Source organism: Xanthomonas prunicola (assembly GCF_025266575.1).
Taxonomy (GTDB): Bacteria; Pseudomonadota; Gammaproteobacteria; order Xanthomonadales; family Xanthomonadaceae; genus Xanthomonas; species Xanthomonas prunicola.
In genome coordinates, this window is the sequence record NZ_CP096142.1 from 2,324,340 (window position 1) to 2,349,094 (window position 24,755).

The window sequence follows — 24,755 nt, forward strand, 5'->3', positions numbered from 1 at the left end:
TTTTACTGCTGTCAGTGCGGTAGCCACAAACTCGAAGACGGCCGCCCTGCGTTGATACTGCGCCGCGAGAGCTGTCAGTGCTGCTCCAGATCGTTGAATCGATCCCGATCGCGACCGGATTGCCATACCGCCCCATTGGGATCCAGCTCGGTGTTGGCCATCTCTTCGGCCCGCCAACCGAATCCGCAGATGGCCAGTGGACCGTCCTGAAGGCCATCCAGGCCCAGTGCCTGCTCGATGTCCACCTCGTTGATGGCCGAGGTCACGAACGCTCCCAGCCCCAGGTCGGTGGCGCTCAGATAGAGCGTCTGCGCGATATGGCCAACGTCGAGAATCATCGCGCGATAGGCCTTGGCGTGGTTTCGATACTTCCAGAAACTGCGCAAAAAGCGCGGCACCAGAATCAGCAGCACCGGTGCTTCGGCAAACCAGTGCTGTCCAGAGAGCGCCCGACGCGCGAGATCCGACAGCGGCTCAGGCGGCAGGTCCAGCGGCTGCAGAGCGTGGTCGATCGGACGGTAGTGATAGATCCCGCTAGGCATGCCCTCGACGCGCTGAATCAGCAGATAGGTCTCAGTGGGATGCAGGCTTCCTCCCGAAGGCACCGGCTTTTTCAAAAACGCGGTGTCGTGGCCCACCGCAACGCGCGCACTCGCCATGACGCTACGTTGGAGCATGTGGCTCAACAACTCAACTGACAGCGCGCGCTGCGTATCGAAGTTGCGGCAGGTCACCCGGCGTGACAACAGCTCATCGAAAGTGCCAGGTGTCGCATGCGGCAGCGTGATTCGTGCAGCAACACCTCCTACGCCACGCTCCACGACTTCAGCGGGCGGTGCGCCTAGACGATCCACCATCCCCTCGGTGGTTGTCAGGCCTTGCTCTTCCATTGTCGCCACGCTGTCCTCGCCTTTCCAGCGTGCAAAACGATGCCAGAGCGCGGCTAACGGCCACCAGCGCTGTTGCTGGACCTGCTCGTCGTGCTCCCGGTGGGTTGCGTGCTCGGGTTGATCGCTGATCGCAAGCCCTTGATCGAGCAACCGCCCCATCCAGGGCGGCGGCGGTTGCAATGAATCGACAGGCTGCCAGCGCGTAGGACTGAGTTGACTTAGCCAGTCACGCTCGTGTGCAGCGACTTCCACTTCGGCATCAAGATGGGGTGCGAGCGCGAGCCAACGGGTACGGCGGCGCAGGCCATCACCACCGGCAAGCAATTGAGCAAGATCGAACGTCGCATCGTCGCGAAACTCGAAGAACAACGTGGCACAGCGGCGAATCTGCATAGACATCTCAAGGACACATGCGCATGGTCGATATTTTCTCAGTTATCCCATCACACCATGCATCAACCCCCTCACTCTGCGGATAAGACGATGACTGACTCAGCCGACAATGCACACCTTCCGTTCGATGCATCCACCGCCGACAGGTTGTTGGAGCTGCTGTCCAACGACGACGATTTTCGCGATTGCTTCCAATGCAACCCAGTGCAGGCGCTCGCTCAGATCGGGGTAGCCGGTGCGAGTGCCGACAAAACAGTGCCCAGTGCCGGAGAGCCCTATTACTGCATGACCACCAATCAGCTCGCGTCCAAAGAAGACATCGCGCGGGCACGTACCGAGTTACAGAGCTATCTGACCGAAAAGACCAATCACACCGTGATCTTCGCTTTCGAATCGGAAAGTATTCGCTCCACCCTGCTGCGCAAGTAAGCAGGCAGACGCGATGCAGGCCAGGCGCGCACGAACGCCTGCGCCTGCTCGCGGGCCTCCTGGGTATGCCCCAGTGCATACAGCGACTCGGCAGTCCATAGCTGGGCTAACCGCGTATGCGCCACATTGAGCGGCTGTAGCGTCTGCGAGGCGTTTGCCTCGATGTAGGCGCGCCCGCGCTGCAGAGAAAGCCAGCGTGCTTGTTGCAGTGCCTCCGCATGCCGTCCGCTGTCGTGCAACAACGTGTACAAGGTGACGCGCGTCTGCAACAGATCGTCCGGGCTGGTAGGCAGACGGGCAATCGCTGCTGTGCGATCCCCTGACAGCGCTAGATGCTGGGCTTCGACGATCGCGCGTAATTCTGCAAGCACAGGTGTTTCGTGTGAGAGCGCAGGCTTGATCGCCGAAAGCGCGCGTGCAGTGAAGTGATCGTCGCCATTCCGCTGAGCCTGGCTGACCAAAGCCAGCACCAGCGCAGCGTCATCCTGCAAGTTTGGCTCGGCCGGGCCCTCGGTCTTTATTGCAGCCACCAGCTCATCAAACGCCGAGCTCACCATCTTGCCCACAGGTGCCGTTTCACCCATGATGGCGGCAGTGGTCGCCCCAATCACCAAGAACTGACGATAGCTGAAGTTATCGGTGTGCTTGCTGCGTTCCAGAGCCTGTGCCATCGCAGCATTCGCATCTGCCCAATTGGCCTGATCCAGAGCGATACTGGTGCGGTCGATCAGCGGCACCACGTCATCATTGGCGTAGCCGTTCTCCACGATCTGGTCGAGGGCCCGCCGTGCATCGATATAACGACCCAACACCGCCAAGGCATCTGCTTTGCGGCGCAGCGGACCTGCCCGATCGCCATCGCCCGAGTTTTCGAAGCGCTGCAACGCGGCCTCAACCTTCCCCTGTGCCAGCAGGATGCGCCCGATCCGATCGGACGCAATGGAACGCAGCGGATCCTGTACAACATCGGCCGCCTGCGCATATGGCAGAGCGTCTGCAAAGCGGTTGGCTACAAACAAATGCCACGATGTGTTGGCAGCGCCGGCAAAATTATCCGGATACAGCGACGCCAAGGTTCTCCACAGTGGCAATGCGGTGTTCACCGCCCGCAATTCGGCAATCCAGGCATCTAGATAGAGCTGATCACGCGCCGGCAAACGCTGGCGGAACCGAACCGCGTTGTCCAGGTACGGAAGCGCGCCGTTGCGGTCGGACACCGCGACCTTGATACGTGCAGCACCCAGGTAAGCCAACGCAAACGTCGGGTCGATCCCAACCGCGCGATCGAACAACTCCAAGCCCTCGCGCCAACGACCTTTTGCAGTGGCTTCCACGCCGAGAGCATACGCACGCAACGCGTCCAGGCTCGAGGTTGTGACCGCCGGCAATGGCACCGAACTCTTGTCGATCGACGCAACCATCTCGCCCAGCCCCTGCCGCAGCTTGCGGGTGACTTGATCGACCGAAGACAGAGCAGACGGCAAGCCGTCGCCTTGTACAAACTCCGAATACACGGTTGTTTGCGTGCGCGGATCCACTAGCTCCACGCTGAAACGTAATTTCCCACCGACTTCAGCCACCGTCGGCAGAAGAACTGCGCGGGCGCCATCACGCAACGCTACCTCAGACGCCACGCTACGATCGAGAACAATCGTGTTGGGATCGCGCTTCATGCGCGCCACGGTGTCGCGCACCTTCATGTCGCTCAATACGTTAACGTACCGCGACTGCTCAAGGCTGATGCGTAGCGCCTGTTCCAGCGTGCCATCAAGTACTGTATTGCCAGTGAGATTGCGCACATCGCCAACCACCACCCAATCACGCTCGGCAAACGCAATCGCAGGCTGCGGCCGAATGAAAAACCACACGGCGATGCCCACTGCCAGTATCACCCCCACCTCCGCCACCAACGCTGCCGGCCTGCGCCACAGCGGCACGTCGCGCCAGGCTTTTGCCGAGTTTTTCGGCATGCGCAGTGGGGTCAAACCAACTTCGCCGACTTCGTAGATCTCCATCGCGGTGGGCATGCCCTTGAAGCGCCAACGCCCGTGCGATTTCCACAACAGCCGGTCGGTGCGACCGCCGAGTTCGCGTGCGGCACGGTGAGTCAACGATTCGGCTACCGCCGAGATCAGGATCTGCCCGGGCCGGGCCATCGACATCAGGCGGGCGGCAGTGGGCTTGGCCAGCCCTTCAACTTCCAGCGGTTTGGCGCCGATGCTGACCGCCTCCTCGCTGTTGCGCCACGTCAGCACTTCACCGACATGCAGGCCTTGCCGCGCGCAGAGCGTCAGCGCGTGGGCATCGCCCATCGCCTTGAGCCCCCGCGCGTAATCCAGCGCGAAGCCCAGGCCGTCGATGGGGCGATCGAACAACAACAACAGCCCGTCGGAACGATCGATCAGGCGGCCGCGCCAGTGCTGCTGCAGCTTGACCACCAGCCGGTCGTGCTCGCGGAATAGTGCCGCTGCGGCGTTATCGCCAATCCGTTCGACCAGTGCAGTCGAATCGCAGAGATCGGTCAACAGCAAGGTCCGCAGACGCGGCGCCTGGATCGCCTCCGACGACGCGTCCTTGCGTGCGTGGGTGCGGGTACTCATCGCTCAGCGCTGACCGGAGGCAGGCGGCTGATCCAGAGCCAGCGTCTCCTGCATGCACAGCACATTGCCGCCCTGCCGCTTGGCTTCGTACAAGGCGCTGTCGGCCAGCGTGTACCAGTCGTTCCAGGCCGCGTCGGCATCGATCATGCACGAGCCCACGCTGACCGAGCAGCCTTGTTCGCCCTGGCCGTTGCACAGCCGCGCTTCCACTGCCCGCACGATGCATTCGCCGATGTGGTGCACCAGCTCGCTATTGCCTTGTGCGACGAGCACGCAAAATTCGTCGCCGCCGAGACGGCAGGCGAGGTCGCCTTCGGCGATCACCGAACGCAAGGCATGCGCCACGTTCTGCAGCACGCGGTCGCCTGCCAGATGGCCGAACTCGTCGTTGATGCGCTTGAAGCGGTCGCAGTCGATCAGAATCAGGCCAACGCCCGGCACCTGGCCGGCGCGCCGGCATTCCTGCAGGTGCAACGCCAGCCCACGTCGATTGTGCAAACCGGTGAGCTCGTCGGTACGGCTCAGTTCTTCGGTGTGGTTGAGCTGGTGGGAGGTGACATAAAGATTATCCAGCGCCGCTTCCAGGTCGTGGTTGCGGCGACGCAGCTGACGGATCAACAGTTGTTCGTTGTTGACCACCCGCACGATGGAGCGGCGCAGGAAGTGCGCCACCATCGAGGGATCGTGGTCCACCAAGCGCTGGAAATCGTCGTGTGCCAGCTCGATCAGGCGGCTATCGGTCGAGGCACTGGCGCCGGCGCTGCGTGCGTGGTCGCCGATCAGCAGGCCGAGCTCGCCGAAGAATTCGCCGGGGTTCAGATGCTTGAGCATCAGATCCTCACCGAAATCCAGATCGATCTGTCCGCTGACAACGATGTACATCTGCGTGCCCACTTCACCGCGCTCGAACAGCGACTGGCCCGCGGCCACCTCACGCGAACGACCGAAACGGGCGAAAAATGCCAGCTCCTCGGCAGTCATCGAGGCATGCAGCCCGTCGGAGAGCGTTTTGGCAACGCTCCCCGTTGGCTCGACTGCGCCTGCGGTGTTGTGGCAAGTCATGCGGTATTCCCCTAGGCCGGCCTGCAACCTTAGCCCATAGACAAATCCTACAGGACCCTTTTGTTCAGTACCAGGTCACACTCTTTCTCATTAGGAAAGAGATGAATTGACGGGTCTTTCACGCAAAAAAGGGCTCGGTTTGCCGAGCCCTCTCCCTGCCAGGGTGCAGCAGGTCGCACTGCTGCCTCTGGCGTGGTGATCGGCACCTGCAGAGACAGCAGTGTCGCGCAGGCGTGCAGGCGCCGCGTCACTGCAGCCAAAGGTACATCTGCCGGCGTTGCCGTGAACCATCGATCAGGCTGCCTTGTCGCTATGGAACTGCTCCTCCTCGGTCGAGCCACGCAACGCTGTGGTGGACGATTGCCCTTGCTGGATCGCCTGCGTCACTGCATCGAAGTAGCCGGTGCCCACCTCGCGTTGATGCTTGACTGCGGTGAATCCCATCTGCGCCGCGTCGAATTCGGCCTGCTGCAATTCGACGAAGGCGCTCATCTGCCGACGCGCATAACCGTGCGCCAGATGGAACATGCCGTAGTTCAAGGCGTGGAAACCGGCCAGGGTGATGAACTGGAACTTGTAGCCGTAGCTCGCAAGCTCGGTCTGGAATTTGGCGATGCTGGCGTCGTCCAGATTCTTCTTCCAGTTGAAGCTGGGCGAGCAGTTGTAGGCCAGCAGTTTGCCGGGAAACTTGGCATGGATGGCCTGCGCGAATGCACGCGCGAAGTCCAGGTCCGGCGTGCCGGTTTCGCACCAGATCAGATCTGCATACGGTGCGTACGCCAAGCCGCGACTGATCGCCTGGTCCAGGCCATTGCGGGTCTTGAAGAAGCCTTCGACGGTGCGCTGGCCAGTGGTGAACGGTTGATCGTTGGTATCCACATCGCTAGTGATCAGGTCGGCGGCCTCGGCGTCGGTGCGTGCGATCAGTACCGTCGGCACGCCCAGCACATCGGCGGCCAGACGCGCCGCATTCAATTTTTCGATCGCCTCACGCGTGGGCACCAGCACCTTGCCGCCCATGTGGCCGCACTTCTTGACCGACGCCAGCTGATCTTCGAAATGCACACCGGCCGCACCGGCTTCGATCATCGCCTTCATCAATTCAAAGGCGTTGAGCACGCCGCCGAAACCGGCTTCGGCATCGGCCACGATGGGCTGCAGGAAATCGATGTCATCGTTGCCTTCGGCGTGATGCAACTGGTCGGCGCGCAGCAAGGTGTTGTTGATGCGCTTGACCACCGCCGGCACCGAATCGGCTGGGTACAGCGATTGGTCCGGATACATCTGCCCGGCCAGATTGGCATCGGCGGCAACCTGCCAACCGCTCAAGTAAATTGCCTTCAAACCGGCCTTGACCTGCTGCATTGCCTGATTGCCGGTCAGCGCGCCCAGCGCATTGACGAACGGCGTGGCGTGCAACGAGGTCCATAACTTTTCAGCGCCCAAGCGCGCCAACGAATGCTCGACATGCACGGTGCCACGCAGGCGCACCACATCGGCGGCGCTGTAATTGCGGGCGATGCCATTCCAGCGCGGGTTGTTGGCCCAATCCTGCTGCAGTTGTTCGGCGCTTTGCAGTGCAGTGCTCATCTTGCGTTCTCCTGAAGAGGGACCACGGATGGAACGAGGAAGGAAGGCCGTGCATGACACGGCATGCGGCATGGCGAAGCCGTCGTTGCGTCTGCGCGCAACGGGCGGTGTGCTGCGTTGAGGTGGAGAGTGCAGGGACACCGTGCGAGGTGTCCCTGCAACGCGGTGATCAATCGATCAGGCGGTAGGCCGGCACCGTGAGAAAATCTGCCAGTTCGTCGGCGCGGCTCAACTCTTCCAGCAAGGCGATCGCCTCATCGATCCGTGCAGCGCCGGGCAATGCAGTGGCGGTTCCCAATCGCGCCGGCAGCGCGCGTAACGTGGCCTGCAACAGGTGCTGATCGATGGCGGTGCCATCGTCCAGATGCTGACCGTGATGCAGCCACTGCCACAACTGTGCGCGGCTGATTTCGGCGGTGGCGGCGTCTTCCATCAGGTGATGGATCGGCACGCAGCCATTGCCGTCCAACCAGGCCGCCAGATAGCGCACGCACACCTCCACATTGCCTTCGAAGCCGGCGCGGGTGACGTTGCCAGGCGACGGGACGATCAACATGTCGCGCGTCACCTGCACGTCGTTGCGCAGCACATGCTGCTGATGCGCGGTGGGCATGTGTTCGTCGAACACTTTCATCGCCACCGGGATCAGCGCCGGGTGCGCCACCCAGGTGCCATCGTGGCCGGCGCTGACTTCGCGCAGCTTGTCGGCACGCACGCGGGCCATGGCCTGTTCATTGGCAGCCTCGTCGTGGTTGATCGGGATCTGCGCGGCCATGCCGCCCATCGCATGCGCCCCGCGGCGATGGCAGGTCTTGATCAACAACTCCGAATACGCCTTCAGGAATGGCTGGGTCATGGTGACCTGGCCGCGTTCGGGCAGCACGCGGTCGCGGTGCGCGCGAAAGGTCTTCAGATAGGAAAAGATGTAATCCCAGCGCCCGCAATTGAGCCCGACGATGCGCTCGCGCAGCGCGTGCAGAATCTCGTCCATTTCAAACACCGCCGGCAGCGTTTCGATCAGCACGGTCACCTTGATCTGCCCATGCGGCAGGCCCAGCATCGCTTCGATATGCGCCAGTGCGGTCTCCCACAGCGCGGCTTCTTCCATGCTCTGCAACTTGGGCAGGTACAGGTACGGGCCGCGGTCCTTGGCCAGCAGCGCGCGGCCATTGTGGAAGGCGAATAGCGCCGCGTCGAACAGACCGCCGGCCAGTGGCTGGCCGTCGATCAGCACATGCTTTTCGTCCAGGTGCCATCCACGCGGGCGCACGATCAACACCGCACGTTCCGCTTCCGGGCGCAGGGCGTAGTGCTTACCGTTGGACGCATCGAAGTTGAGATCACCGCGCACCGCTGCAGCCAACGTGCGCTGGCCGGCCAGCAGGTTGCGCCAGGTCGGCGCGGTGGAGTCTTCGAAGTCGGCCATGAACACCTTGGCGCCGGAGTTCAGCGCGTTGATGACCATCTTCGGGTCGGTGGGGCCGGTGATTTCGACACGGCGGTCCTGCAGCGCCGCCGGCAGTGCGGCCACGCGCCAATCGCCGGCACGGATGGCCTGGGTATCGCTGCGGAAGTTCGGCAACTGGCCGGCATCGAAGGCGGCTTGTCGCTCGCGCCGCTGAGCCAGACGCTGCTGGCGGCCGGGCTCGATCGCCCGGTGCAGCGAGACCAGCAAGGCCAAAGCCGCGGCCGGCAGCACTTCTGCCTGGCCGGCAACCTGGGTCGTCAACGAAATTCCGGGTGTGGCGTGGTCGGTGGGACGGGGAGCAAACGCGGTGGCAGCCATGTGGAGGTCCTTGTACATCCGGACTTGCACCGTGCGCTCGACACAACTATTTGACAAAGCAGTTTTATCAATGATGTAAATAAGCCTGGCTTATATTAGATCTGCGAAGCGCACTGTTATGGCGCCAACCCCTCGATTTTCCTATAAATCTGATCGTCTCAAACCGCTGCGCGCCTTCTGCCAGATAGTGCGCCTGGGGTCTGTCTCACGTGCGGCTGAGGCGCTGTATGTCAGCCAGCCGGCGGTGACATTGCAGCTGCAGGCACTGGAGCGTGACCTGGGCGTGCGGTTGTTCGAACGCTCCGGGCGACGCATGGCGCCCAGCCGCGAGGGCCAGTTGCTGTACGACATGGCGCAGCCGTTGGTGGAAAGCCTGGATGGGCTGGAAGCGAGCTTTCGCGAAAAAGTGCGCGGACTGGATGCCGGCGAGCTCAACATCGCCGCCAACAGCTCAACCATCCTGTACCTGCTGCCGCGTATCGTGGCGAACTTCCGCGCGCGCCATCCGGACGTGCGCCTGACCCTGCACAACGCCATCAGCGCCGATGGCACCGACCTGCTGCGCGAGGATGCGGTGGATCTGGCAATCGGCTCGATGCTGGACGTGCCCGCCGACCTCAACTACGCGTCGGTCTACCGTTTCGAGCAATTGCTGATCACCCCACCCGACCATCCGCTGGCCAGCAAGGCAGAGGTCTCGCTGCAGGATCTGTCGCCGTATCCATTGATCCTGCCGCCGCGCCGCCAGGTGACCTACCGCCTGGTCGATCTGATCTTTCAACAGGCGCGCGTGCCGTACACGGTGGCGCTGGAAGTGGGCGGCTGGGAGGTGATCAAGCAGTACGTGGCGATGGGCATGGGCATTTCCATCGTCACCGCGATTTGCGTCACCGAGGCCGACCGCGACAAGCTCGCCACGCGCTCGCTGAAGGATTTTTTCCCGACCCGTAGTTATGGTGTGGTGGTGCGCAAGGGCAAATATCTGTCGCCACAGGCGCGTGCATTTATCGAGCTGATCCAACCAGATCTGTTCACCCCGCGCGGCTATGACGAGAGCGGCAATTCGGAGCGTTGAGTCGTGCGATACCGCGAGGTTGCCATCGGCTGAAATCTCTACCACGCCTGGTGTCATCGATCATGCGCAAGGCGCCGAAGCCAAGCGCGGGGAAACTGCGCTCAGCGTATGTGCCATGCAGCAATAGCGAGCGAACGCGACAAATTGCCATTGCCTGCATCGGGCCAGATGAGCGTGACGTCAGGTCGTAGCGCATGCACGCGTTGCGCACCATTCTTACAGTGCATCGACACGCATAAACTACGTCGCTGCGTGTGATGCGCCACTGTGCTGTCGGACCAGGAGAACCAGCCGATCACCTACATGATGCGCGAGGCCGAGCCGACTCAACCAATGGACTGCTGACGCAATGAATCCGACCACGTTATTGCTGGTGCAGCTGGCGGTGATCCTGGGCGCAGCGCGCCTTTGCGGCGCAGTGCTGCAACGCATTGGTCAGCCGCAGGTCATCGGCGAAATGGCGGCTGGGCTGTTGCTTGGTCCGATCGCATTGGGTGCATGGCTGCCGGAGCTGCACGCCATCTTGTTCGCCGCGAAAAGCCTGCCACCGCTGTCCGGCCTGGCCACGATGGGCGCGGTGCTTTTCATGTTCGTGGTCGGCGTGGAATTGCGCGCGCCCGAAGGCACCAAGGCGCAGGTGCGCGCGTCATTGCTGGTAGGTCTGTCCGGCATCGTATTGCCGCTGTTGCTTGGGTTGGCGGCCGCGTCATGGTTGTTCCCGCGCTTCGCACCGCAAGGAGTTGGCTTCTGGCCGTTCGCCTTGTTCATTGCCGCGGCGATGTCAGTCACCGCGTTTCCGGTGCTGGCGCGCATCCTCAAGGACCGCAACATGACGCGTACGCCGGCCGGCCGCCTGGCACTGGGCGCTGCCGTGATCGACGACGCGACGGTATGGATCTTCCTTGCGATCGTGCTGACCTTGACCGGTAACAACGCGCATGGCGGCGTGGCGTTCACTGCCATCGGTGCGTTGCTCTTGATCGCCGGCGCGTTCGGTTTGCTCAAGCCTGCGTATGCGCGCCTGCTGCGACCGTGCGCGCACGACGGCCGGTATTCGCCGACGGCATTGGTGTGGGTACTGATCGGCTTGCTGGCGTGTGCCGCGCTGGCGGAGTGGATCGGGCTGCATGCGATCTTTGGTGCATTCCTGTTCGGCATCTGCCTGCCGCGCGAGGATCGCCTATTGGAGCATCTGGCTGGGCGCATCGAGCCGTTAGCGATCACCTTGCTGATGCCGGTGCTGTTTGCGGTTGCCGGCCAGGCCACGAGCGCTGGTGTGTTCACCGGTGCCGGACTGAGCGGATTCGTATTGGTGATCGGTGTGGCGGTGAGCGGCAAGTTGCTTGGCTGCACGTTGGGCGCACGCCTGAGCGGCCACGCTTGGCGCGGCAGCCTGACCGTGGGCTCGCTGATGAACGCACGCGGCCTGATGGAACTGGTGGTGATCAAGATCGGCCTGGACAGCGGCGTGATCGGGCCGGATCTGTTCACCCTGTTGTTCGGCATGACGCTGGTGACTACGGTGATGGCCTCGCCGATGGTGGCCTGGTTCCATGGACGCCGGGACGCGGCCACCGGCGCAGCAGTGGACACCGGTCGCCCGGGGCGCTGACGGGTACTGCGCGTGCTGGCACCCGGCCGCGAAAGCATCCGGCTGCGCACGCCGGCGGCTGACGCTCTTACCGCTTGCACCAGGCTGCAATCCACCAGGAGATGAGGTCCATGCCTACCACTGCCCGGAACGATCTCACCACGCCATCGGGCCTGTCCGAGCGCCAGGGCCGCCGCGCCGGCACATCGGCAGACGCGGCCATGCGGCTGCGTTGATGCGTTTTGCCACAGACCGCTGCCATGTCCCCAGACCTCGAATCCGGTTACGCACAACTGCCGCCGCCGCCCGACCTGCACACACAGCTGCGCTGCAGTTGGCGGTACCGGCAGGGTGCGGCGAGCGCACCGGTGCGGGTGTTGCCGGATGGCTGCGTCGATCTGATCTGGGATGGCTGCTCGCTGTTCGTCGCCGGCCCCGACCATGCCGCGACCATGGCCTGCGTGGCCCCGGGCAACGCACTGACGGGCGTGCGCCTGAGCGCCGGGGCAGCGGCCGGCATGCTCGGCGTCCCGCTGCGCATCAGCTTGCCGATCAGCGCGTGGCGCTGGAGGAGCTGTGGGGCGCCCATGGAAGCCACTGGCAACAGCGGCTGGGCGAGGGTGGCGATGCGTTGCCCATCTTGCACGGCCTGTGTCGGCAGCACGCCACGCCGGTAGATCGGCAGATGGCCTGGACCTTCGCGCAGCTGGCAGACCATGCAGCGCTGCGTGTGCCCGCGTTGTGCGCAGCGCTGGGCATCAGCGAGCGCCAGCTGCGGCGGCGTTGTCACGTGGCCTTCGGCTACGGCCCCAAGACACTGGAACGCATCCTGCGCCTGCAGCGCTTCCTGCGCCTGGCTGGTCATTATCCCACCCTCACCGCTGCCGCGCTGGAAGCAGGCTACGGCGATGCACCGCACCTGGTCCGCGATGCGCGCCAGCTTGCCGGGTTGGGTCCGCGCGAGTTGGTGCAGCAACACGCACGTTGATGGCCGTTTTCGCCAAGTCAGTGGGTGCCCGACAGCCCATGCTGTGCAGCCACCCGACACGCGAAATCGCCATGCACCACAGCCAGCAGCCTCACCGTATCGACTACCTGGAATTTGCAGTCACCTCGATCGAGGTCGCCAAGGCGTTTTACGGCGCGGCGTTCGATTGGACCTTTCAGCAGTACGGCCCCGACTATTGCGAGTTCCGCGACGGCCGGCTCACTGGCGGGTTCTTCCACGGCACACCGCAGCCGGGCGGCGCGCTGGTGGTGCTGGCCTCCGACGATCTGGCGGCCACGCAGGCGCGCATCGAAGCGGCCGGCGGCACCATCACGCGCCCGGTGTTCGCATTTCCCGGCGGGCGACGGTTCCACTTCACCGATCTGCATGGCTATGCGCTGGCGGTATGGGCGCAGGACGCTGACGGCGCGTGAGTGGCTTTGCACGACTGCCTGCCGCGCCAAGATGCGCGCCCACGCCGTCGACTGCGCCGGATGCGCGCAGCAGTCCGTCGCGCGTACATGTCGCCGGTGATATGCGGTGCGTGCGTTGCCGCGCCAGGTGTAGGACTGCGTCGGCATGTCTGGCTCGCAAGCGTCAGCTCAGATGACATCACGCGCTCGGCCACGCGTGCGCACAGACGCCGCTGAGCGGCGGACAAACCGAGCAAGTGAGTCAGGTGCGCAAGGGCCGCAGTACGCGACCGGCACTGCGGTCTGCGAGCACGGACCACACCACGACCGTGCTGCCAGGACGCTTACTCGCGCCCGTAGAGCCGCAGAAACATCTCCACCGCCGATTCGGCCACTTGCGCCTGCTGGGCGGGCGACAGTGGCGGCTGGCCCATCGCCAACTGCGGCCAGAACGCAAACCCCTTCACCAGCGCCTGGAGCTGCTGCGAGGCGAATTCCGGATCGACCTCGACCAGGCGGCCATCGGCCAGTGCAGCGCGCAGCCAGGTGGTGGTGCCCTCTTCCTTGCTGCCCAGTTGCGCCAGCAGCGCGCGGGCGCGTTCCGGCGAGTGGATGCCTTCGGCGATCGCCACGCGCGACAGGTCGATAAAGGCGGCATCGTCGAGCAGCCGCAGCTTTTGCTGCAGCAATTGCGTCAACTGCGTGCGCAATGATTGGTCGGGGCGATACGCCAGACTCACCGCTTCGGCACTGCGTTGCCACAGCCCGCGCAGGATCTCGCCGAACAATGCGTCCTTGCTGGGGAAATGGTTGTAGACGGTGCGCTTGGACACGCCCGCCGTGGCGGCCACGCGGTCCATGCTGGTGGCTTCGAAACCGTGCTGCCGGAACTCGGCAATGGCCGCCTCGACAATGGCGTGGCGCTTGCGGTCGGTGAGCCGTTGCTGCGCCGGCGCCGCGTCGAATGAACTGGACATGGCGCAATGTTACACCGCCCGGTTTACATTTCCCAAGATAAACTACACTGTGTAGTGTAATTACAGTACCGGCATCGCCGGTTCGTCCGCCCCCACCGATGGATAGCGTCGTGCCCACCCAGTCCCGTCATCTGCCACGCACCGCCTCGCATGCCGCCTCGCCGCAGTTCCGCAATGGCCGCTTCCGCAACGCATTGCCCACCCGCCTGAGCCAGCCCGGCGTGTTGGTTGGCTTGCGTTTGTTGTGGGAGGTGCTGTTCAACAAACCCACGGACACGGTGCCCTCGCAGGCGCTGCCGGTGCTGCCGCTGAGCGCGGCGCAGCTGCTTGAGGCGCCCGACCACAGCCTGTTCCGGCTCGGTCATTCCACGGTGCTGATGAAACTGCGTGGCGGCCTGTGGCTGACCGATCCGGTGTTCTCCAAGCGCGCCTCGCCGTTCGCGTTTGCCGGGCCCAAGCGCTTCCACGCGCCGCCGATCGCGCTGGACGAGTTGCCGCCGCTGGCCGGCGTGCTGCTGTCGCATAACCACTACGACCACCTTGACCGCACCACCATTGCCGCCCTGGCCGGTCGCGTCGGGGTGTTCGTCGCGCCGCTGGGCGTGGGCGACCTGCTGGTGCGCTGGGGCGTGGACCCAGCCAAGGTGCGGCAGCTGGACTGGTGGCAATCGGTGGAGGTGGGTGGCCTCACCCTCACCGCCACGCCGTCGCGGCATTTTTCCGGCCGCGGCCTGTTCGACCGCGACCGCACGCTGTGGTGCTCGTGGGCGATCCAGGACGCCGACCTGCGGGTGTTCTTCAGTGGCGACGGCGGCTATGGCCCGCACTTCAAGACGATCGGCCAGCGTCTGGGGCCATTCGATGTAGCGCTGATCGAAAACGGTGCCTACGACCAGATGTGGCCGGACGTGCACATGCAGCCGGAGCAGAGCCTGCAGGCGTTTATCGATGTCGGCGGGCGCACCTTGCTGCCGATCCACAACGGCACCTTCGATCTGGCCATGCATGTCTGGTCCGAGCCGCTGGAGCGCATCGTGGCGCTGGCCGCAGCCGCCAACGTCGCGCTGGCCACCCCGCACATGGGCGAGCGGGTGGATTTGCGTAGCCCGGCCAGCGGGCAGCGCTGGTGGCGCACGCTGGCATTGGCGCCATGACCGGCTGGAGCCTGGCCGACCTGCCACCGCAGCGCGCAAAGGTCGCCGTCATCACCGGCGCCAGCGTGGTCGGGCTGGGCTTTGAAACCGCACTGGCGCTGGCCGGTGCCGGCGCCAGCGTGGTGCTGACCGCGCGCAGCCCCGACAAGGGCGAGGCCGCACGGCAGGCGCTGCTGGCCGTGCATCCGGATGCCACGGTGCGCGTGGAACTACTGGACCTTGCCCACCTGGCATCGGTGCGCGCGTTTGCCGAGCGACTTGCCGCGCGCCAGCAATGGATGGACCTGTTGATCAACAACGCCGGCGTGATGGCGCCGCCGCAGCGGCAGACTACCGCCGACGGGATGGAGCTGCAGTTCGGCAGCAATTATCTGGGGCATTTTGCGCTGACCGCGCAGTTGCTGCCGTTGCTGCGCGCGGCAGCCGCGCCGCGTGTGGTCAACCTGTCGAGCCTTGCGCATCGCAATGCCCGCATCGATTTCGACGATCTGCAGACCGCGCGCCCATATCGCCCGTGGAAGGCATATGGCCAGTCCAAGCTGGCGATGCTGGTCTTCAGCATGGAACTGCAGCGACGCAGCGACGCGCAGCATTGGGGCCTGCGCGCCATCGCTGCGCATCCCGGTCTGGCGCGTACCGCCTTGATCGCCAACGGACCGGCGGCCCACGGACGCCGCAGCGCGATCGGTGCAGCGACCGCGCTGTTGGGTCCTTACATCAGCCATTCCGCAGCCGCCGGCGCGCTGCCTACCCTGTATGCCGCAACCGACCCGCAGGCACGCGGCGGTGGATATTACGGCCCGGCCGGCCTGCTCGAATTGAAGGGCGCTCCCGCTCCGGCCACCATCGCCCGCCAGGTCCACGACCGGCAGGCGGCGACGCGCTTGTGGGAGACCTCCTGCACGCTGGCGGAGGTAGCGTTCTGATCACCACGCAACGCAGACGGTTGCGCATCGGCTGCGCGTGCTCGCCTGCAGGTCGGCACGCAGTGCGCGGGCTCCATCGCGCCAGCGACTACAGCCGCTTCCACTCCAGGCCTTCGCCGCGCCGGTAATACACTGCCACTGCCTTGCCGTACACCGCCGAGGCATCGACAAAACCGAAATAGCGCCCATCCTGGCTATTGCCGCGGTGGTCGCCGATCGCCAGTCTCTTGCCGGCCGGCACACGCACATCGTGCAGATCCGGCCCGCCGCCGGCATCCAGATTCAGGTGCGCAATGCGCGCGCCGAAGCGCTCGCGCTCACCATCGTCATCGATCTGCAGCGGTTGGCCGTTGATGGACAAATGCCCATTGCGCAGCTCCACGCGGTCGCCTGCCACCGCCACCACGCGCTTGATCAAGCGCGTGCCATCGTGCGGAGAATCGAACACCGCCACATCCCCGCGCTGCGGCCGATCGCCACCGACGACGATGCGGTTGCTCAGCGGCAAGCGCCAGCCATAGGCGTGCATATCCACCACCACGTGATCGCCCGGCTGCAGGGTGGGCTGCATCGAGCCGCTGGGTACCTGGTAGTGATTGGCAAACGACGAGCGCGCAGCGGTCAGCAACACCAGCATGACCAGTAGCGGCAGCAGTTCCTTGCGCGACCACTGTGCGGCGCGCCGGAGGCGGGAGGTGGGATGCGCTGGCTGCATGGGAGACCTGTCCTGTGATCGGAAGCCGACGTGGCGTGTCGACGATGCGCCTGGGAAGTGGACTGTGGAAGTGACCAAAGGCATGGCAATGGGAGTGCTTGCTTGTGGCTTCCTGCCGTCCGCCCATACAAAAACGGGATGGCGCAAGGCCATCCCGTTTCGTCTATTGGCTTGCACGCAACTCGTGCAAGCGCAACGCGCAGACCGCAGCACTTACTCGGTCAAACCGCGATTCTCCAGCAGCGCCTTGACGCTGGGATCCTTGCCGCGGAAATCGCGGTACAGCGTGGCCAGGTCGACCGTGTTGCCGCGCGAGAGGATCTTGGCGCGGAAGATGTCGCCGTTCTTGCGGGTCAGGCCGCCGTTTTCCTTGAACCATTCGAACGCGTCGTCGTCGAGCACTTCCGACCAGAAATACGCGTAGTACCCGGCCGAATAACCGCCGCCCCAGATGTGGTCGAAATAGCTGCTGCGATAACGCGGCGGCACTTCGGCCAGATCCACCTTGAAGCGCTTCAAGGCATCGGCTTCGAACTTGCTCACATCCTGCAACGGCGCATCGGCCGGCTGGGTGTGCCAGGCCAGATCGAGCAACGCGGCCGACAGATATTCGGTGGTGGCGTAGCCGCTGTTGAAGGTCTTGGCCTTCTTGATCTTTTCCACCAGCTCGGCCGGCATCGCCGCGCCGGTCTGGTGGTGCTTGGCGTAATGGGCGAAGACCTTCGGATCCGACGCCCAGTGCTCGTTGAACTGCGAGGGGAATTCCACAAAATCGCGCGAGGTGCTGGTGCCGGAGATGGAGGGATATTTCACCTTGGAGAACATGCCGTGCAGCGCATGGCCGAACTCATGGAACAGCGTGGTGACGTCGTCGAAACTCAGCAGCGCCGGCTGGCCGGCAGCAGGCTTGGTGAAGTTGCAGACGTTGTAGACCACCGGTTTGGCGCCGGTGAGGCCGTCCTGCTCGACGAACACGTCCATCCAGGCGCCGCCGGACTTGCTGTCGCGCTTGAAGTAGTCGGTGTAGAACAGCGCCATCGAGGTGCCGTCGGCATCGAAGACTTCATACACCTTCATGTCGGCGTGGTAGGTCGGGATGTCGGTGCGTTCCTTGAACGTAATGCCGTACAGCTGCGTGGCGGCGTAGAACACGCCGTTCTTGAGCACGTTGTCCAGTTCGAAGTACGGCTTGATCTGCGATTCGTCCAGGTCGTACTTGGCTTTGCGCACTTGCTCGGCGTACATATCCCAATCGGAGGCGGCGAGTTTGAAGCCGCCGTTCTGCGCGTCGATGACCTTCTGAATTTCGGCTGCTTCGCGGCGTGCCTTCGCGGTGGCAGCGGGCACGGTGTCGGTCAGCAGCTTGAGCGCGGCGTCCGGCGTCTTGGCCATCTGGTCGCCCAGGCTGTAGGCGGCGTAGTTGTCGAAGCCGAGCAACTTGGCTTTCTGCGCGCGCAGCTGCGCCAGACGCTGGATGGTCTGGCGGGTGTCGTTGGCATCGCCCTTCTCTGCGCGGGTTTCCGACGCCTTGAGCACATCGGCACGCAGCTGACGGTCCTTCAGCGACGCCAGCACCGGCTGCTGCGTAGTGTTCTGCAAGCTGAGCAGATATTTGCCGTCGAGCTTGCGTGCCTTGGCGGCATCGGCCGCGGCGGCCATGTCGCCCTCGCTCAAGCCATCGAGCTTGGCCTTGTCGTCCACCACCACCGCACCGGCGGCCGAGGCGGCGACCAGGCGGGTATGGAACTGCGTGGAGAGCGTGGTTTCTTCCACGTTGAGCTTGCGCAGGCTGTCCTTGTCGGCATCGGACAACTGCGCACCGGCGCGTACCAGTTCTTGGTAGTCGCGCTCGACCAGGCGCTTTTGTTCCGGCTCCAGATTCAGCGTGTCGCGCTGGTCGTAGATGGTTTTGACCCGGGCGAAGAGTTTCGGATCGAGATTGATCTCGTCCTGATGCGCGGCCAGCTTGGGCGCGATCTCTTCCTGGATCTTCTGGCGTGCGTCGCTGGTATCGGCTTGCACCAGCCCGAAGAAGATGCGCGAGACGCGCGTGAGCGTTTCGCCACCGCGCTCCATTGCTTCGATGGTGTTGTCGAAGGTGGGCGCTTCGGGGTTATCGGCAATCTTGCGGATCTCCGCCAGATGCAGGCGCATGCCTTCTTCGAACGCCGGCAAGTAATCGGCATCCTTGATCTTGTCGAACGGCGGCGCCTGGAACGGCAGCGTGCTGGCGGTCAGCAAGGGGTTCGGCGCTGCGTCCGCGGCCGGCGTGGTGGTCTTTTCGGGCACGGTGGTGGACTCCTTACCGGATGGCTCTTTTCCAGAACATGCGGCCAATGCCAGGGTGATGGCGGCGGCCAGAACGACGGTACGCGACATGGCGTGTGATTCCTGAGTGGTTGTTACGGCAGCCGGTCACGCTAGCGGGTTTCGCGACCGCTGGCATGTGCCGTTGGATTGGTCGGTGGGGCGGTGTTGGCGACTGGAAGACTTGGTTGCGGCTGGTGCGCCCTCATCCGCCCTTTGGGCACCTTCTCCCGCCCTCGGGAGAAGGAGATGCCTGCTTGCGGGAGTGAGGAGTCGTGAGCTTCCCTTCTCCCCTGCAGGGGAGAAGGTGCCCAAAGGGCGGATGAGGGCGACTCGGACCACACGCCACACCCGATCACCCCCGTCAGAGCGTCTCGTCCTTGAAGATGGCCACATGCGCGGTGCCGTCGGTGCCGATCCAGCCGCGGTACATGCCCTCGGTATTGAACGGGAAGGCGATGTTGCCTTGCGCATCCAGCGCGATGGCGCCACCGTCGCCGCCGGACTTGGGGATTTCCTGGTCGATCACCGTCTCGGCGGCCCGTTGCAGCGATTGCCCGGCGTACTTCATGCGCGCGCAGATGTCGTAGGCGGCCACGGCGCGGATGTAGAACTCGCCCCAACCGGTGCCGGACACCGCACATTGGCTGTTGGCATACGTGCCGGCGCCGATGATCGGCGCATCGCCGACGCGGCCATAGCGCTTGTTGGTCATGCCGCCGGTGGAAGTGCCGGCAGCCAGATGACCCTCGCGGTCCAGCGCCAGCGCACCGACGGTGCCGAAATGCTTGGCGGTTTCCAGAGCCAGCTCGGCCTGCGCCTGGCGGTCGCCGGCTTCGGCCTTGAGCGCTTTCTGCAGCTGCTGCCAGCGTTTATCGGTGCGGAAATAGCTCGGATCGACCAGGGTGATGCCCTGCGCGCGCGCGAACTGCTCGGCGCCGTCGCCGACCAGCATCACGTGCTTGGAGCGGTCCATGACGCTGCGCGCCAGCTGGATCGGGTTCTTGACCGTGTGCACACCGGCGATCGCACCGGCCTTGCCGCTGGCACCGTCCATGATGGCCGCGTCCAGTTCGTTCTTGCCGTCATGGGTGAACACTGCACCGCGGCCGGCGTTGAACTGCGGCGCGTCCTCCAGCACGGTGATGGTGGCGGCCACCGCATCCACCGCACTGCCGCCACGTTGCAGCACCGCATGCCCGGCACGCAGCGCGCGCTGCATCGCCTCACGCGCCTGCGCCTGTTCGTCCTTGGAAAGGCTGGACTTCTCAACGCCTGCACCGCCGTGGATGACCAGCATTGGCGTGGCTGCGAGCGCCGGTCCGGCGATGAGCAGCAGAGAGAACGACAGACACAACGCGCGTGCGGTCCTAGCGATCATTGAGCTTCTCGATTGAATACATGTTCGACGGCAGACGCATCGGATTCACCCATCACCGCCAGCGATCCTTCAACCGCGCACCACCGGCCTCACAACGTATCGCGATGCTTGCCGCGCCACGGCCGGTACCAGGTGCGAATGGCGGCGATATCGGCGGCCATGTCGTTACCGGTCCAGAACGGCTCACCGATGCCCACGGTCTTGCTGGGGTAGTCGAAATACACCGGCAGGATCGGCACCTTGGCATCGGAGGCGATCTTCCAGAAACCGGCCTTCCAGTTCTCCACGCGCTTGCGCGTGCCTTCGGGCGTGATCACGTACCACATCTGCTCGGAGTTGCGGATCAGCCGCACCGCCTGGCCGATGGTGCCCTGCGGCGAGCTGCGGTCCAGTGGAATGGCGCCGAGCTTGCGCAGCAGTGGGCCGAGCGGCCACCAGAACAACTGCGATTTGCCGAGCACGCGCACGTCGAAGCCCAGCGCGAACTTGGCCGCAAAGCCCAAAAAGCCGTCCCAGTTGGACGAATGCGGGGCCACGATCATCACCAGCTTGGGCTCGTCGGGCAGCCGCCCGAGCAGGCGCCAACCGGTCATGCGCAAGGCAGTGCGGCCCAGCCAGCGGATGAAGCGGCCGTGCGCGCGCGGCATTCTGGGAGGGGATGGCTGCAGCAGGATGTTGGCCTGTGTTACCGGTGGCAACGACGGGTCGGTGTGACTCACGCTTACTCCCAATGGGACGCAGAGCGTCCACGTTTGATATGGCTGCGCTCACGCTTGGCATCCAGCCGCCGCAGCTTGGCCCCATGACTCGGTTTGGTGGCGACCCGGCGCTTGGGCACCGACAGGCACGCACTGATGATTTCGACCAGCCGCTCGCGCGCATCGTCGCGGTTGCGGTCCTGGGTCCGGAAACGCTGCGCATCGATCACCAGCACACCGTCGGCCGTCATGCGGCGGTCGCGTCGCGACAGCAGCCGCGCCCGCAAGGGTTCGGGCAGTGACGGCGAGCCGGCCACGTCGAAACGCAGCTCCACCGCGGTGGAGACCTTGTTGACGTTCTGCCCACCGGCGCCGCTGGCACGCACGAAGCGTTCGACGAGTTCGCTGGGCGGAATCGTCAGGCTGGGGGTGATCTGGATCGGGTCGCTGGCCATGTGCGCCGATTGTATCGGCAGCGGCGTGGACGCGCGCGCGAACGCCGGCTTCCCGTATGCTGCGGCCGGTCCCCCGTTTGCAGGATGCTCCGATGACACCTTCTTCTTCGCTCGCGGCCACGCGCGGCCTCGCTCGCCGGCTGCTGCTGGCGGCCCTGCTGGCTGCGGCCGCCCCGGCCGCACTGGCGCAGGCGCCCAGCGATGCCGACATCAACCGCCTGCTGGCCGCCTCGCGCGCGCAGACCATGCTGGACACGATGCTGCCGCAGATCGAAGCGATGCAGCAGCAGCAATTCGCCCAACTCACTGCACAACGCCAGCTCGACGCCGAGCAACAGGCGCAGTTGCAGCGCATCCAGGAACGCACCCGCCAGACCGTGCGCAAGGCGCTGTCGTGGTCGGAGTTGCGGCCGATGTATGTGGACATCTACAAGCGCTCGTTCTCGCGCGAGGACGTGCTGGCCATGGCCGAGTTCTACGAGAGCTCGGCCGGCCAAAGCCTGCTCGACAAGACCCCGGCCCTGACTCAGAACCTGATGGGTGCGATCCAGCAGAAGATGCTGCCGCTGTTTGCCGACCTGCAGAAGGACCTGGAGAAGATCGTCAATGAGCCTGCTGCGGGGCAGAAGCCCTGAGGGGCGGGGATTGGAGAATCGAGCTTGGGGGTGCGAACCGCGTGATCGCTGCGACGGGTGCGGGTGCGGGGTTGGATGGCGTTGTTGGTGACGGCGGCGCCCTACCTTTTCTGGTGACGGAAGAACACGGTGCGTCCTTCTCCCGCCGGGAGAACGCCTGTTGCAAGCATGCCCCCATCCGCCCTTCGGGCACCTTGCCCCGCAGGCGAGGGAAGGCAGCAACCCGGAAGGGAAGACGAGCAGGGAAGGAAGCAACCCGGAAGGCGGACAGGGAAAGCGGCAACGCGTGGAAGGCGAGCATTGAGCGTCGCGCTTGAGCCCCTCGCCCGCCTGCGGGAGAGGAGTTGGGGTGAGGGGACGCCTGCGCAGATGTCTTACAGGCCGAGTGGACGTCTGGATCTCTGTTGGCGCTTCTCCCGCCGGAAGAGCTGCTGTCTTGAGCGCGCAGCGGCGAGCCTGCCCCCATCCGCCCTTCGGGCACCTTCCCCCGCAGGCGGGGGAAGGCAGCAACCCGGAAGAGAAGACGAGCAGGGAAGGAAGCAACCCGGAAGGCGGACAGGGAAAGCGGCAACGCGTGGAAGGCGAGCATTGAGCGTCGCGCTTGAGCCCCTCGCCCGCCTGCGGGAGAGGGGTTGGGGTGAGGGGACGCCTGCGCAGATGTCTTGCAGGCCGAGTGAGTGTCTGGATCTGTGAACCAGGCACGCCACATCACGCCCTCTGCATGACGCCCAACCCCGCCATCTCCCACCCGAACAACGCGCACGCCTTGGAAAATTCCACATCCAGCGGCGCGGTGACGCTGATGCGCCTGCCATCGGCCGGATGCGGAAATTCCAGGCGTTCGGCGTGCAGCAACATGCGATGGACGCCCAGCATGCGGAAGCTACGGTTGTGGCGGCCGTCGCCGTGACTGGTGTCGCCGATCATGTGGTGCGACAGGTGCTTCATGTGCCGGCGAATCTGCCGGAAGCGGCCGGTCCGCGGCTGGCAACGCAGCAGTGCGTAACGCGAAGTCGTAAAACCGGTGGAGGGAATCTCCAGCTCGCCGGTGGCCAAACGCTGAAAATGCGTCACCGCCGATTTCTTGATTGGCTTGCCCGGCCCGCCATCCAGATTATGGTCGACGATGAAGCATTCCTCGGCCGGCCAGCCGCGGCAGACGGTCAGATAATGTTTCTCCACCTCGCCCGCCATCAGGGCCTTGCCGAGCGCACTCGCACTGTCGCGATCGAAGGCCAGCAGCAGGCAGCCGCTGGTAGCACGGTCAAGCCGGTGCACCAGAAAGATCGGCTTGCCCAGCTGCTCACGCAGGCGGTCGGCCAGGAAGTCGTCCTCTCCGCGCGCCAGCTTGCTGTCGTGGACCATCAGGCCCGCGGGTTTGTCGACGACGGCCAGGACATCGTCCTGGTAGAGAATCTGCAGATGCTTGGGGGATATGCTCACCGGCGGATTATCCGCATCACTGACACCGCATGCCACTGCGCATCCACGCGCGCTGCCGCGCTGGCGGCTGGTGTAGGATGCAAATTGGTCTCCCCGGAAGCCTCCCATGCGCACCTGGCTCCTGCTATGCCTCTTGGCGATCATTCCGCTGGCGCAGGCCGTCGAGATGCCCTACGACGAACATGCCGATGCCGGCGCGCAACTGCGCGCGGCGCTAGCAGCCGGCAAAACAGCGCACAAACCCACGTTGGTGATCTTCGGTGCGAACTGGTGCCAGGACTGCCGTGCGCTTGATGCCTCTTTGCACACGCCGAAAAACGCGCCGTTGATCAGCACGTCGTTCGTGGTGGTGAAGGTGGACGTCGGCAATTTCGACCGTAATCTGGACATCAGCCAGCGCTACGGCAACCCGATCCAGAACGGCATTCCAGCGGCGGTGGTGGTGTCGCCGACCGGCAAGCTGCTCTACACGACGCGTGCAGGCGAGTTGGCAAATGCGCGCAAGATCAGCGACGACGGCATCTACCAGTTCTTCGACCATGTCGCGCACGCAAACCATGCGCCCTGACTAGACGCGCTGCTGCACGGCCGGCAGCGTGCGCAGGTCTAGCCGCAAACCGCCAGCAGCGTGTTCTCGCCCGCTGCACTCGGCACCACCCGAGCGCTGTCGTGATTGCAGATGCCGGCAGATAGTTCCGCCAGCACGATTGTCGAGTCGCTCCATTGCTGCGCCGATCCGCAAAGCGTGCAGATGGATCACCACCAACACGCTCAGTACGGTGTGCCATCCTTGTGCTGGTACGAGCGCTGCCCGTCTGCCGTCGTCACCAGCATCAGATCGTCGTCCGGATAGGTGACGCAATCGCCGGCGCTGCGGTCGCCCACTTCCAGATACGTCACTGCTGCCTGGCTGCGATTGATCAGGCAATGCGCATCGCCGTCACCGGCGCGGAATCCGATGCACATGCCCGGCTGCAGCAACTGCTCGCCCGCGTTGGTGATCAGGGTCGGCGCACCGCTGACGATGTAGACGAATTCGTCCTGCAGCGAATGCCCATGGCGCAGCGCCGAGCGTGCACCTGGCTCCAACGTGGTCAGGTTGACACCGAAGTTGCGGAGTCCGAACACGTCACCCAGCGCACGCTTCTGGCGGCCGCCCATCTGCGCGGCGAACACCGGCGGATAGCTGGAACTGTGCGTGCGCGGCAGTACATCCAGTGCGGCGGTTGCGTCGTCGGGCATGGCCG

21 protein-coding genes and 1 pseudogene are annotated in these 24,755 nt (G+C 64.4%); 9 read left to right on the forward strand and 13 right to left on the reverse strand.

The features are described 5' to 3' along the window. Positions 1-74 precede the first annotated feature (74 nt). A complete protein-coding gene (locus M0D43_RS10030) occupies positions 75-1,283 on the reverse strand; it encodes a putative peptide maturation dehydrogenase (RefSeq protein ID WP_252165015.1) in 1,209 nt (402 codons plus the stop codon). Positions 1,284-1,373: 90 nt separating this feature from the next. Between M0D43_RS10030 and M0D43_RS10035 the strand changes: the two genes are divergently transcribed. Then, the gene (locus tag M0D43_RS10035; RefSeq protein WP_252164502.1) at positions 1,374-1,712 is read left to right on the forward strand and encodes an NHLP-related RiPP peptide; all 339 of its coding nucleotides are present in this window, start codon (positions 1,374-1,376) and stop codon (positions 1,710-1,712) included. On the opposite strand, the gene M0D43_RS10040 is transcribed toward M0D43_RS10035, so the two are convergent. The 4 genes from M0D43_RS10040 to aceB form a co-directional block, all read right to left on the reverse strand. Continuing rightward, positions 1,652-4,312 (reverse strand): putative peptide modification system cyclase, encoded by a 2,661-nt coding sequence (locus tag M0D43_RS10040; RefSeq protein WP_252164503.1) that lies wholly within the window; start codon positions 4,310-4,312, stop codon positions 1,652-1,654. The genes M0D43_RS10035 and M0D43_RS10040 overlap by 61 nt on opposite strands. A 3-nt stretch (positions 4,313-4,315) precedes the next feature. Further along, a complete protein-coding gene (locus M0D43_RS10045; RefSeq protein WP_252164504.1) occupies positions 4,316-5,374 on the reverse strand; it encodes a GGDEF domain-containing protein in 1,059 nt (352 codons plus the stop codon). Between the two features lie 294 nt (positions 5,375-5,668). Continuing rightward, a complete protein-coding gene (gene aceA / locus M0D43_RS10050) occupies positions 5,669-6,964 on the reverse strand; it encodes an isocitrate lyase (protein ID WP_252164505.1) in 1,296 nt (431 codons plus the stop codon). 169 nt (positions 6,965-7,133) lie between these two features. Beyond that, on the reverse strand, positions 7,134-8,750 hold the full coding sequence (gene aceB / locus M0D43_RS10055) for a malate synthase A (protein WP_252164506.1): 1,617 nt from the start codon (positions 8,748-8,750) through the stop codon (positions 7,134-7,136). Between the two features lie 118 nt (positions 8,751-8,868). On the opposite strand from aceB, the gene M0D43_RS10060 reads away from it, so the two are divergent. The 4 genes and pseudogenes from M0D43_RS10060 (at position 8,869) to M0D43_RS10075 (ending at position 12,838) form a co-directional block, all read left to right on the forward strand. Next, positions 8,869-9,825 (forward strand): LysR family transcriptional regulator, encoded by a 957-nt coding sequence (locus M0D43_RS10060; protein ID WP_252164507.1) that lies wholly within the window; start codon positions 8,869-8,871, stop codon positions 9,823-9,825. 349 nt (positions 9,826-10,174) lie between these two features. Then, the gene (locus tag M0D43_RS10065; protein WP_252164508.1) at positions 10,175-11,437 is read left to right on the forward strand and encodes a cation:proton antiporter; all 1,263 of its coding nucleotides are present in this window, start codon (positions 10,175-10,177) and stop codon (positions 11,435-11,437) included. Between the two features lie 239 nt (positions 11,438-11,676). Then, a pseudogene (locus M0D43_RS10070) lies at positions 11,677-12,404 on the forward strand (DUF6597 domain-containing transcriptional factor). A 71-nt stretch (positions 12,405-12,475) separates the two neighbouring features. Further along, positions 12,476-12,838 carry a VOC family protein gene (locus M0D43_RS10075; protein ID WP_252164509.1) on the forward strand — a complete coding sequence of 121 codons (363 nt, stop codon included), beginning with the start codon at positions 12,476-12,478 and terminating at the stop codon, positions 12,836-12,838. Between the two features lie 323 nt (positions 12,839-13,161). Here the strand turns inward: M0D43_RS10075 and M0D43_RS10080 are convergent, their stop codons facing one another. Then, a complete protein-coding gene (locus M0D43_RS10080) occupies positions 13,162-13,794 on the reverse strand; it encodes a TetR/AcrR family transcriptional regulator (RefSeq protein WP_252164510.1) in 633 nt (210 codons plus the stop codon). A gap of 98 nt (positions 13,795-13,892) precedes the next feature. Here M0D43_RS10080 and M0D43_RS10085 point away from each other — a divergent pair, with 98 nt between their 5' ends. Together M0D43_RS10085 and M0D43_RS10090 are read left to right on the forward strand one after the other, a co-directional pair. After that, positions 13,893-14,948 (forward strand): MBL fold metallo-hydrolase, encoded by a 1,056-nt coding sequence (locus M0D43_RS10085; RefSeq protein ID WP_252164511.1) that lies wholly within the window; start codon positions 13,893-13,895, stop codon positions 14,946-14,948. Beyond that, positions 14,945-15,874: an oxidoreductase gene (locus M0D43_RS10090; RefSeq protein ID WP_252164512.1), complete on the forward strand. Its 930-nt coding sequence runs from the start codon at positions 14,945-14,947 to the stop codon at positions 15,872-15,874. Before M0D43_RS10085 ends, M0D43_RS10090 begins: the two co-directional genes overlap by 4 nt. A gap of 88 nt (positions 15,875-15,962) precedes the next feature. Here the strand turns inward: M0D43_RS10090 and lepB are convergent, their stop codons facing one another. The 5 genes from lepB to arfB all read right to left on the reverse strand — a co-directional run bounded on the left by lepB (position 15,963) and on the right by arfB (position 21,430). After that, a complete protein-coding gene (lepB, locus tag M0D43_RS10095) occupies positions 15,963-16,589 on the reverse strand; it encodes a signal peptidase I (protein WP_252164513.1) in 627 nt (208 codons plus the stop codon). Between the two features lie 213 nt (positions 16,590-16,802). After that, positions 16,803-18,968: a peptidyl-dipeptidase Dcp gene (gene dcp, locus M0D43_RS10100; RefSeq protein WP_252164514.1), complete on the reverse strand. Its 2,166-nt coding sequence runs from the start codon at positions 18,966-18,968 to the stop codon at positions 16,803-16,805. Positions 18,969-19,260: 292 nt separating this feature from the next. After that, positions 19,261-20,277 (reverse strand): isoaspartyl peptidase/L-asparaginase family protein, encoded by a 1,017-nt coding sequence (locus M0D43_RS10105; protein WP_252164515.1) that lies wholly within the window; start codon positions 20,275-20,277, stop codon positions 19,261-19,263. An 89-nt stretch (positions 20,278-20,366) separates the two neighbouring features. Next, on the reverse strand, positions 20,367-20,996 hold the full coding sequence (locus M0D43_RS10110) for a lysophosphatidylcholine acyltransferase (protein ID WP_252164516.1): 630 nt from the start codon (positions 20,994-20,996) through the stop codon (positions 20,367-20,369). A gap of 2 nt (positions 20,997-20,998) precedes the next feature. Continuing rightward, positions 20,999-21,430 (reverse strand): alternative ribosome rescue aminoacyl-tRNA hydrolase ArfB, encoded by a 432-nt coding sequence (arfB, locus tag M0D43_RS10115; RefSeq protein ID WP_101364537.1) that lies wholly within the window; start codon positions 21,428-21,430, stop codon positions 20,999-21,001. Positions 21,431-21,486: 56 nt separating this feature from the next. Between arfB and M0D43_RS10120 the strand changes: the two genes are divergently transcribed. Further along, the gene (locus M0D43_RS10120; RefSeq protein ID WP_252164517.1) at positions 21,487-22,065 is read left to right on the forward strand and encodes a DUF2059 domain-containing protein; all 579 of its coding nucleotides are present in this window, start codon (positions 21,487-21,489) and stop codon (positions 22,063-22,065) included. Positions 22,066-22,773: 708 nt separating this feature from the next. Here the strand turns inward: M0D43_RS10120 and M0D43_RS10125 are convergent. After that, positions 22,774-23,544 carry a pseudouridine synthase gene (locus M0D43_RS10125; RefSeq protein WP_260815143.1) on the reverse strand — a complete coding sequence of 257 codons (771 nt, stop codon included), beginning with the start codon at positions 23,542-23,544 and terminating at the stop codon, positions 22,774-22,776. Between the two features lie 70 nt (positions 23,545-23,614). Between M0D43_RS10125 and M0D43_RS10130 the strand changes: the two genes are divergently transcribed. Continuing rightward, positions 23,615-24,076, forward strand: coding sequence for a thioredoxin family protein (locus M0D43_RS10130; RefSeq protein WP_252164519.1), 462 nt, complete (start codon positions 23,615-23,617; stop codon positions 24,074-24,076). A gap of 203 nt (positions 24,077-24,279) precedes the next feature. On the opposite strand, the gene M0D43_RS10135 is transcribed toward M0D43_RS10130, so the two are convergent. Further along, the gene (locus M0D43_RS10135) at positions 24,280-24,750 is read right to left on the reverse strand and encodes a cupin domain-containing protein (protein WP_252164520.1); all 471 of its coding nucleotides are present in this window, start codon (positions 24,748-24,750) and stop codon (positions 24,280-24,282) included. Between the last annotated feature and the right edge of the window lie 5 nt (positions 24,751-24,755).